The following is an 8,672-nucleotide window of genomic DNA, read 5'->3' on the forward strand; positions in this document are numbered from 1 at the left end:
AAAGGTCACATTAACCCAAGAAAACCATGAATGGCACTTGGCAAATTATTACACAATCAATCAATGAGCCAATTCAGGCTAATTTAATGTTAGCCTCAAATATTTTGGCACAAACTGAAGCAAATCCCTTAAGTCAATTGTCCCAAAATATGACTCAAATCAGAATTTGGGACACAATTGGAGCAATTGCAATTCTAGCAATTGGCTGGATAGTGGCTTCGATTATTTCCGGCATAGTTGGAAAAATATTCAAAAAGACAAATATCGATAACAAAATTGCTGGTTGGGTAACAGGTAGTCCGGAACAAGCTCAGAACCTACCCGTGGAGAAATGGATCTCCTCTTTAATTTTCTGGATCATCATGATCTTTGTTCTGATAGCTTTCTTCGATAAGCTCAACCTCACGGCAGTTTCTGAACCTCTCAATGCCTTCCTGACCGAAATAACTAGCTTCTTACCTAATATAGCGGCTGCCCTAATTTGGCTAGGTATTGCCTGGTTAGTGGCAACTATAGCTAAATTAGCAGTTAGCAGAGGACTGAAGACATTTGGTTTAGATGACCGTCTCAACCAGCAAGTTAGTGATGGACAAACAGAAAATCAAGTCGAAATTAGCGATACTATTGCTAATGCTATCTATTGGTTGATTTTCTTGCTATTCTTGCCTGTAATCCTGGAAGCTTTGCAACTACAGATTGCTCTACAACCTGTTCAGAACATGGTTGACCAAATCTTGCAATCTCTTCCCAGAATTCTCAAGGCTGTTATTCTAGCTGGAGTAGGTTGGTTACTTGCTACTGTGGTTAAGAAAGTTGTTACTAATCTTCTGGCTGCTACAGGTGTAGACCAAATGGGTAGTAGGTTTGGTATGAGTCAAACCACTGGCAGTCAAAATCTTTCTTCAATTATTGGCACAGTTGTTTATGTATTGATTTTGATTCCTGTAGCGATTATAGCTCTGGATGCTCTGGATATTGACGCAATTACTACTCCAGCAGTGGCGATGCTCAATGATATTCTGACGTTTATCCCGAAAATCTTTTTTGCTGCGGTGATTTTGGTAGTTGCTTATTTTGTTGGTAGATTTGTTAGTGATTTAATTACTAATCTTCTAACTAGCATTGGTTTCAATAACTTGTTCAATTGGCTTGGTTTAAGTTCAACCCCGCCATCTACACCACCATCTACATCATCAGATTCTGACCCAAATGCTACTGTAATTCAAGGTGAAGTTGGTACTTCTGGAACTACTGCGCGGACTCCTTCAGAAATTGCTGGTATCGTAGCTTTTGTAGGCATTATCCTTTTTGCCACAGTTTCAGCTACCCAAATTATGGAGTTGGAAGCTCTGACCTCAATTGTCAGTGTTGTAATTTATATTGCAGGTCAGGTTCTTTATGGTTTAGTCGTATTGGCTATAGGTCTGTATTTGGCTAACCTTGCTTATAATTTAATCAGCAGTTCTGGTAATGCTCAAGCTCGACTTTTGGGCCAGTTAGCTAGAATTGGGATTATTGTATTAGTCTCAGCTATGGCTCTGCAACAAATGGGAATTGCTCCTAGCATTGTGAATTTAGCTTTCGGACTTTTTATGGGAGCAATGGCAGTAGCTATTGCTTTGGCCTTTGGTTTAGGAGGAAGAGATATTGCTTCTTCTAAGATTCAAGAATGGTTAGAGCAGTTCAAAAATAAGAATTAATATTCATTAAGAGTTCTAGCAAAGTTCTTGATTTGGGAGAATGGGAAATTCAAAAATTCTATAACCCGTTCTCCCTATGTTTAAAGTTGAACTATATCTACAAAGTCACAAAAACATTCAAGAATTTATCTCAAAAATTCACAGATAACTGATAAACTTGTAGAATTTGTTCCGCAGACTCTCTACTATCTACTGCTTTCCCATCTATAAGCATTACGCATTCTTATGGCAAAAGAATTTATCTCCCAGGCACCACATAGATTTCAGGAGGAGTAGTTGTTTGGTAAGTTGGACGAGCATTTAGAACTCTTTCTCCACTATAAATTGCTTCTTGAAGATATGTCCGCTTTATTGCTTCGTGACATTGAGGATATAAATAAATAGATCTAGCATATTTCAAAGCATCTGCTAATTCGGTCATTTGATTATAAGATAGACCATGTCGTGAACTCCAAGGGTCCATAATAATCTTACTTTGTATGTTAGAAATACGTTGTTTTGCTGAATAAATAACTGATTTACAAGTTTGCGCAATAAGCAGTGTTGCAGCCCAATATAATGGTTCCGAGTCCTAAGAAAGATGTTGCTAATAAATTTTTCATAGTCAAAATTACTCTAGGACTAAAAGGATTTTTACTTAGAATTATTCGATTACATTATCAGCAAAAGTTATTCATTTAGTAATTAGAGAAAATACGGTGAAATTTATGAAAATCTTATCCATATTTTGTAATAAACTGCAAAAAAAAAAGTAATTTCAATAAATAATTATTATTATTTTCATTTGTGAAAAATATTTATTTTTATAGATAGGTTTAATCCTTGAAACAGTAATCATACTAAATCCAGTTTAGCTAGACCACAAACAAGTCAGACAATCTATAACTATATATATATCAAGCTTTTCTTAAATAAGATATGTGGCCTATAGTAATCGGATTTCGCATGATATAATAATATCGAGGTGTCTTTCAGTTCACTTACTCACAAGTTATTTCTTAGTCTATTACTAAAACGATCTAGTTTTTATGAGTACAGAAGTTCGTACAACAGAAGCAGCATTTTTACTCAATATATCTACAGGTAGGCTGCGGATACTACTCCAACAAAACAGAGTTTTAGGAGCCTACAAAGTCAAAAGATTGTGGATGATTCCTCTTAATAGTAGAGGAGTGCCAGAAATTACACCTGGTCGTCGAGGTCCTGAAGGAACTTGGAATAAGGCTGAACGTACAGGCAATACCTTTATCCATGTTCTACGAAAAACTATTGACTATAACCGAGATAATAAAACTTCTCATCCCGCAATTGCTGTAAAAGTGGGAGATAAAAAAAATTATTGCCACGCCCTAAAAATTAACGGACCTTGCCAAATAATTTATCAGCCTCATCAACCGAACAATAGTCAAGCAGGCGGAGCTCGTCTGTGGATTGAGGTTGAGCCACAACATATAGTAGAACGAATTTATTTTTCAAGAGGAGATTATGGTCCGCCTCCAGAAGTTACTGAGCAAAGGCAAAAGTTTAAAAGAAAGAGGAAAGAAAAAGCTCAAAAATCTTCTCAGAATAAGTGTTCGAGAAAATCAAAGAAAAAATCTTATTGAGAGAATGGGAAATTCAAAAATTCTATAACCCATTCTCCCTAGACCCAAACTTAAACTATTGAGTAGGTAAGCAAGATTAAGCAGAAATAGTCACAAAAATATTTAATAAATCATCCCAGAATTTCACAGACAACTGATAACCTTGTAAAATTTGATTAGCAAACTCTTCACTATCTCCTACTTCACCATCTATAGCATTACGCATTCTTACGGCATGGGAATGATCTATCTCTCCAGTATGAATACCCCAAAACTCTAAGTTTAATTTAGGTAATACATCTTCTAAGTCTTTGCGACCTTGAATTTGTGCCCAAATTTCTTCTAATATGGGGCCACAAATACATTCAGTACCCATACCTGCCATACCAATAGCAACGTAAGCTGGATGGGTTTTTAAGTCATTCTCATAATTTTCAATTAGAGCATCAACTTGTGGATTAATTGTATTGGTGAGCATGGTTCCACCAAAAGCTTCATTCAAGCCAAACAAGAATTTTTTGAGTAAATTATAGTGAGAATTATTGGGGTTTCCATCACCTGTTTCTTCAAAATAAATCTCATCTAAAAGAAATTTTAATTTACCTGGTTTAATGACATTACAAACATAGTTTAAGCTTTGAGCATGGATTTTAGTTACATAAGAATATTGTTCTAAAACTTTAATTAATTCAGGCAGAGAAATATTTCGTAAACTTTGGAGTCTAGGGTCAAATGCGGGATTGCCAGAGAACTTGTTGCTTTCAAGAGCTTGCCAAAAACTTTGTTTGATAGAGGGGAAAGTCATTAAAACCATTATGTATTGCTCCTTGTGTTTAAGTTTTTTGAATTGATTGATTCATCTTGATCACTATAATAATTTCTCAAACTAAAAATTTACCGATAGTAAGTTGGGATATTGATAATATTTAGCTGAGAAAATAATTAGGGTTTGCTGAATAAATACAAAAGTCTTGACTGATATTGGTTGTAGCGTTTTTTGATCTAAAAAAGTTTCAGCTTTTCGGTGGAAAGAGCTGCATAAATCTAGTATTTTAGGAAGATTATGGCAGAACAATCTTGGGACAATTTTTCCGACTATCTCCTCTATAATTCCCATTCCTCGTGAATTCAGAATTCTGTTTGCGGAGCATTCCGTAGGAAATTCTGACTCCTACCTCTACTAAAAGACTTTCCATACGCAAACCCTAATTATTCGGTAATTCTAAATTCGCGCATTCTAAATTCTAAATTCTTGAACCTTGGTTAGTCAGTATAAATTAAATAATCAAGGCAGCGATTGCCTTTTAATTTTGGATAGTAGTAACCACAAATTGAGCACTTGAATAGCTTGTATCTTCCTTATTCGTATTATTCTGAAACAACTTCAGCACTTCGGGAGAAATCAATTCTACTGTATCTCCAACATAGAAATTGACAGAAATCTCACCTAGATAGTCGGATTTCATATGATATAGTGGTATTGACCTTTTTTTCAGGTTGCGTCCTAACAAACTATATATATATTTTTTTATTACTAAAACGATCTAGTTTTTATGAGTACAGAAGCAAGTTATCCTAAAGTTGCAAAACCGTATATTAATTTAACAGCATCTGATAAAGATCTATTTCTATTTGGTGTTTTTATTCACGACTTTAATATCTTTTTGAGAAGATTCCTTGTACAGAAACTCACAATAAATTGGAATAACAAATAGAATCATAGTTCCTGTTAATCAATCATCTACTATGAATTTACTGAAAATTACTAATCTTCTGAATTGATAAGTTATCTTACTACCAGTGAATAAGATTTTTTGATTAATTCATCTCTATTAACTTTGCTGTTGTTGATTTTGACTGAAATCTTTGATTTTCAACTTATTAATTAACTCTTCCTTAATTCGACCCATAATTGAAGTTTCATCAAGAGATTCTAAAATATGACTCACTACAGCTTTTGGACCTTCCTCTCCCCAAGATGCACCATTAGCAAGATAAGTTTTGGTTACTTGTCCAATTCCATAAGATGATAAACCTCCTACTGCTGCTTGAGTCACTGCTACGGACAAATAAGGTGCTAAAGACAACCCACCAGTAGCAGGTGCAGCTAAACCCAATAATCCTTTCACAGAACTTAGTCCCAGATTAGCCACTAATTCACTAGCTGTAATGCCACCCATACTAATAGCTATCTTTTGCAGTAAATCTATTGCTCCACTTTGGCTCATTTGAATTCCATACAACTTTGATAAAGTCAATATCATAGCTACATCAATTACAGCTCCACTAAGAATATCTACCACAGTTACAGGATTAAGAGCGATCGCCATTGCCTTGGCCATTACAGCTTTCCAGATGACTTGATTAGCACTTTGTTCGCGAATTTCTATTTTCCGCTGCACCAATTGCTCGTTGACATTATCAGCGTAGAGCATACTATTGAGAGCTACCAGAGATTTACCTTCTTGGTCTAAAATTTCTAATATTTTTAGCTTTAAGTCTTCTATCTGGGGTTCTCCCCGCTCCATCTGTACCGCAATATTACCGTCGGGTTGTCGTAATGCCTTAGCTACAAGTGGATAAGCTGCTGCCATGACTATTTCGTTGGGAGATAGTAGCTCACGGACTCGCTCATCTCGAATTTTGTTGTATATAGCTAATCTATCTGCTTCTGGATACTGGTCTATTTTATTAAATACCAACAACATTGGTTTACCAGCATCTCGTAATTGGGAAAGAGCTTCATATTCTACTTGGGTAATATCTCCTGCCACAATAAACAAGAGTAAGTCTGCCTGCTTTGCCACCTGTCGGGCCATCAGTTCGCGAGTTTCTCCATCCACTTCATCAATACCAGGAGTATCAATAAGTTCAATTTGGGATATTCTGTAAGAAACTAGAGAGGTATCAGATGAGGATTCTGTTTCTTCTAAGTTCTCTGTCCCTAACTGCCATTGCTTGATTTCTGTAGTTTTGGTAACACCGTGAATTGGACCTGTTTCAAATACTTTTTCACCTAACAAAGCATTGAGAACCGAAGATTTACCTCTCCCTACCATACCGAATACAGCAATATGCACAGAAGCTTTTTCCAGTTTTTCTAACATTGATTCTAAACCAGAAATTTCTGAGTCTAATCCTGTTCTTTCTTCGGGAGTTAAATCTATATTATCTACGATTTCTTTTAAGGCATCTTTAGCGTTGCGGATGTTAAGTTCTGCTTGAATATCTGCAAAGCTTAGTATTGTATTGTCTAGTTCTCGATCTAGATTCATATGAACTACCCGGGGATAATCACGATTTCGTTTTAGATATAGAACAATAGCTATTACTAAGACTCAATAATTTTTTAGTAATTTAGTATAAAGATCAACCTTATTTAATGTACAAAAAAAATCGAGAAAAGCCCTAACTATTATTTATATACTTATAGTGGCTTTCATTAACATAGAATATAACTATTAGAATATAACTATTTCTGCCGCTTCTTAAACTTTAGTTATATCTATAATTTTTACTGTATTCTACCTTTGTGAAAGCCACTATAATCTAATATAATTTAAGTTTATGGTAATTTATATTAGACATTACTCTTGTGATAGAATACTACCTAATGGCACTTAAACAAAATAGGTCCATAAAATAGGCTCAAATATATACGGGCAAAGGCTTTTACGTCAAAAAGGTATAAATCCTGAATAAGCACGGGTTCTAGCTATTTTTAGAGCATCGACGTAATTCCCTTTAACTAACCCGGCGGGAAGTCCCGCGCTGTAATTTTCAATGAGCGCGCCGTATGGGAAAGCCGGGCACCGATGTGTGTAGTTCGTCCTGATTTTTGATATAATAACGAATGTAGATATAAAGGTCGATTCTAGGATGCTACTGAAATATAAGTACAAGCTCAAGCCCCATAAAAGTCAAGGGGTTATTATCGCTAATTGGTTAGAATTGGCAAGAATACAATATAATTATCGTTTGGCTCAAAGATTGAATTGGTTTGAATCAACACGCACACCAGTAAATGCCTGTCCTTTAAATGTTTCAGTAGTAGTAGGGACGTTGCATGCAACGTCCGTACACCGAATTTATCATGCATATCCCCGAATTTAGAGTACAAACACGTATGGGGCAGAAAGAAAGATAGTGATGGCAACCCAGTAACGAAAAAAGGTGATAAGCATCCTAATATCATAAATGGTTATGTAGTTTGGGAAACAGTACAGTTAGCAGACCTAGCACAAACTAAAAAGCTATTTCCGTATGGACAAATCCATGCACTCCCAGGTTTTACAGGATGTTGTTCAGCGTGTACAAACTACCATGGATAACTTGTGCCTTACCTGACAAAAACGGTAAAACCAGTGGGAGACCGAAATTCAAAGGGAAGCATTATTATAATTCGTTCAGTTATCCTCAGTTATCAAATTCTCATATTGTCAAAAATGCCAACGGTCGTATTTGTATAAATCTACCAAAGATTGGTTTAGTCCCCTTTGTCTACAATCGCCTAATACCAGCAGGATTCAAGGTCAAGACAGGTACAGTAATTCGCGAAGCAGACGAATGGTATATTAGCTTCACCATAGAAGATAAGACTGTACCTTTGAGGCGTGTAGAAATTCAACCCACCGAAGATAACTCCAAAGGTATCGACCTAGGATTGTTGCACTATGCTGTTACATCTGATGGAGAATTTATAGAAGTTCCTAAATTTTTCAGATTCTCTGAGCATCGTTTATCTAAACTACAGGTGAGATTAGCTAAAAAACCAAAACATTCTCATCCTTGGAAGATTCTCAAGGGTAAAATAGCAAAACTCCATCAACTAATAGCTAGGCAACGACTCGACTGGCAATTCAAACTTGCTTATCATTTGTTCAGTGACTGCCAGGTGATATTTTTAGAAGACCTGCAAATAGCTTCTTTAGTCAGACGTTGCAAAGCTAAATTAGGTGATAATGGTCAATTTTTGCCCAATGGTCAGTCAGCTAAATCAGGGCTAAATAAGTCTTTGCAAGATGCAGCAACTTATCAATTTCTTGACATCTTAGAGTATGTTGCCTGGAAGTTAGGCAAGAGAATTATCACGCGTAGACCCAAAAGGTACATCTCAACATTGTTGGGAATGCTTGAGTAAAGTCCCCAAAAGCTTATCAGAACGCTGGCATTCATGCCCTAAATGTGGTCAAGAGCTAGATAGAGACTATAACTCACCCACCCCTCTAGCTCCCCTCCCGGGAGGGGATGGGGGTGGGTTGGATTATTATCAACACAGGAGGAGGACATCACTTCTGTAAAAACTGCGGTCAAGGCTTCCTTGGCTGAAGAATCCCGCGTTCTCCCGTAGGGGAGCGTCGGGAGTATGTCAACATTGCAATATTATTCC

9 protein-coding genes are annotated in these 8,672 nt (G+C 36.3%); 5 read left to right on the top strand and 4 right to left on the bottom strand.

Annotation, left to right across the window (positions count from 1 at the left end; translation table 11 throughout):
• The first annotated feature begins 26 nt into the window (after positions 1-26).
• Positions 27-1,700: a mechanosensitive ion channel gene (locus tag F6K54_RS11885; protein WP_293077675.1), complete on the top strand. Its 1,674-nt coding sequence runs from the start codon at positions 27-29 to the stop codon at positions 1,698-1,700.
• Between the two features lie 238 nt (positions 1,701-1,938).
• Here F6K54_RS11885 and F6K54_RS11890 read toward each other — a convergent pair whose 3' ends face one another.
• Positions 1,939-2,163, bottom strand: coding sequence for a hypothetical protein (locus tag F6K54_RS11890; RefSeq protein ID WP_293077677.1), 225 nt, complete (start codon positions 2,161-2,163; stop codon positions 1,939-1,941).
• 565 nt (positions 2,164-2,728) lie between these two features.
• Here F6K54_RS11890 and F6K54_RS11895 point away from each other — a divergent pair.
• Positions 2,729-3,304: a DNA-binding protein gene (locus F6K54_RS11895; RefSeq protein WP_293077679.1), complete on the top strand. Its 576-nt coding sequence runs from the start codon at positions 2,729-2,731 to the stop codon at positions 3,302-3,304.
• A 76-nt stretch (positions 3,305-3,380) separates the two neighbouring features.
• On the opposite strand, the gene F6K54_RS11900 is transcribed toward F6K54_RS11895, so the two are convergent.
• The 3 genes from F6K54_RS11900 to F6K54_RS11910 all read right to left on the bottom strand — a co-directional run bounded on the left by F6K54_RS11900 (position 3,381) and on the right by F6K54_RS11910 (position 6,558).
• Entirely contained in the window at positions 3,381-4,097 is a 717-nt protein-coding gene (locus tag F6K54_RS11900; RefSeq protein ID WP_293077681.1) for an iron-containing redox enzyme family protein, read from the bottom strand.
• A 490-nt stretch (positions 4,098-4,587) separates the two neighbouring features.
• Entirely contained in the window at positions 4,588-4,749 is a 162-nt protein-coding gene (locus F6K54_RS11905; RefSeq protein WP_293077683.1) for a hypothetical protein, read from the bottom strand.
• Positions 4,750-5,115: 366 nt separating this feature from the next.
• A complete protein-coding gene (locus F6K54_RS11910; protein ID WP_293077685.1) occupies positions 5,116-6,558 on the bottom strand; it encodes a GTP-binding protein in 1,443 nt (480 codons plus the stop codon).
• A gap of 604 nt (positions 6,559-7,162) precedes the next feature.
• On the opposite strand from F6K54_RS11910, the gene F6K54_RS11915 reads away from it, so the two are divergent.
• The 3 genes from F6K54_RS11915 to F6K54_RS42845 all read left to right on the top strand — a co-directional run bounded on the left by F6K54_RS11915 (position 7,163) and on the right by F6K54_RS42845 (position 8,583).
• The gene (locus F6K54_RS11915; protein ID WP_293077687.1) at positions 7,163-7,396 is read left to right on the top strand and encodes a helix-turn-helix domain-containing protein; all 234 of its coding nucleotides are present in this window, start codon (positions 7,163-7,165) and stop codon (positions 7,394-7,396) included.
• A gap of 196 nt (positions 7,397-7,592) precedes the next feature.
• Positions 7,593-8,423, top strand: coding sequence for a transposase (locus F6K54_RS11920; RefSeq protein ID WP_293077689.1), 831 nt, complete (start codon positions 7,593-7,595; stop codon positions 8,421-8,423).
• A complete protein-coding gene (locus F6K54_RS42845) occupies positions 8,416-8,583 on the top strand; it encodes a hypothetical protein (protein WP_366558111.1) in 168 nt (55 codons plus the stop codon). The genes F6K54_RS11920 and F6K54_RS42845 overlap by 8 nt, the downstream gene beginning before the upstream one ends.
• The last annotated feature ends 89 nt before the right edge of the window (positions 8,584-8,672 follow it).

Source organism: Okeania sp. SIO3B5 (assembly GCF_010692555.1).
Classification (GTDB): Bacteria; Cyanobacteriota; Cyanobacteriia; order Cyanobacteriales; family Microcoleaceae; genus Okeania.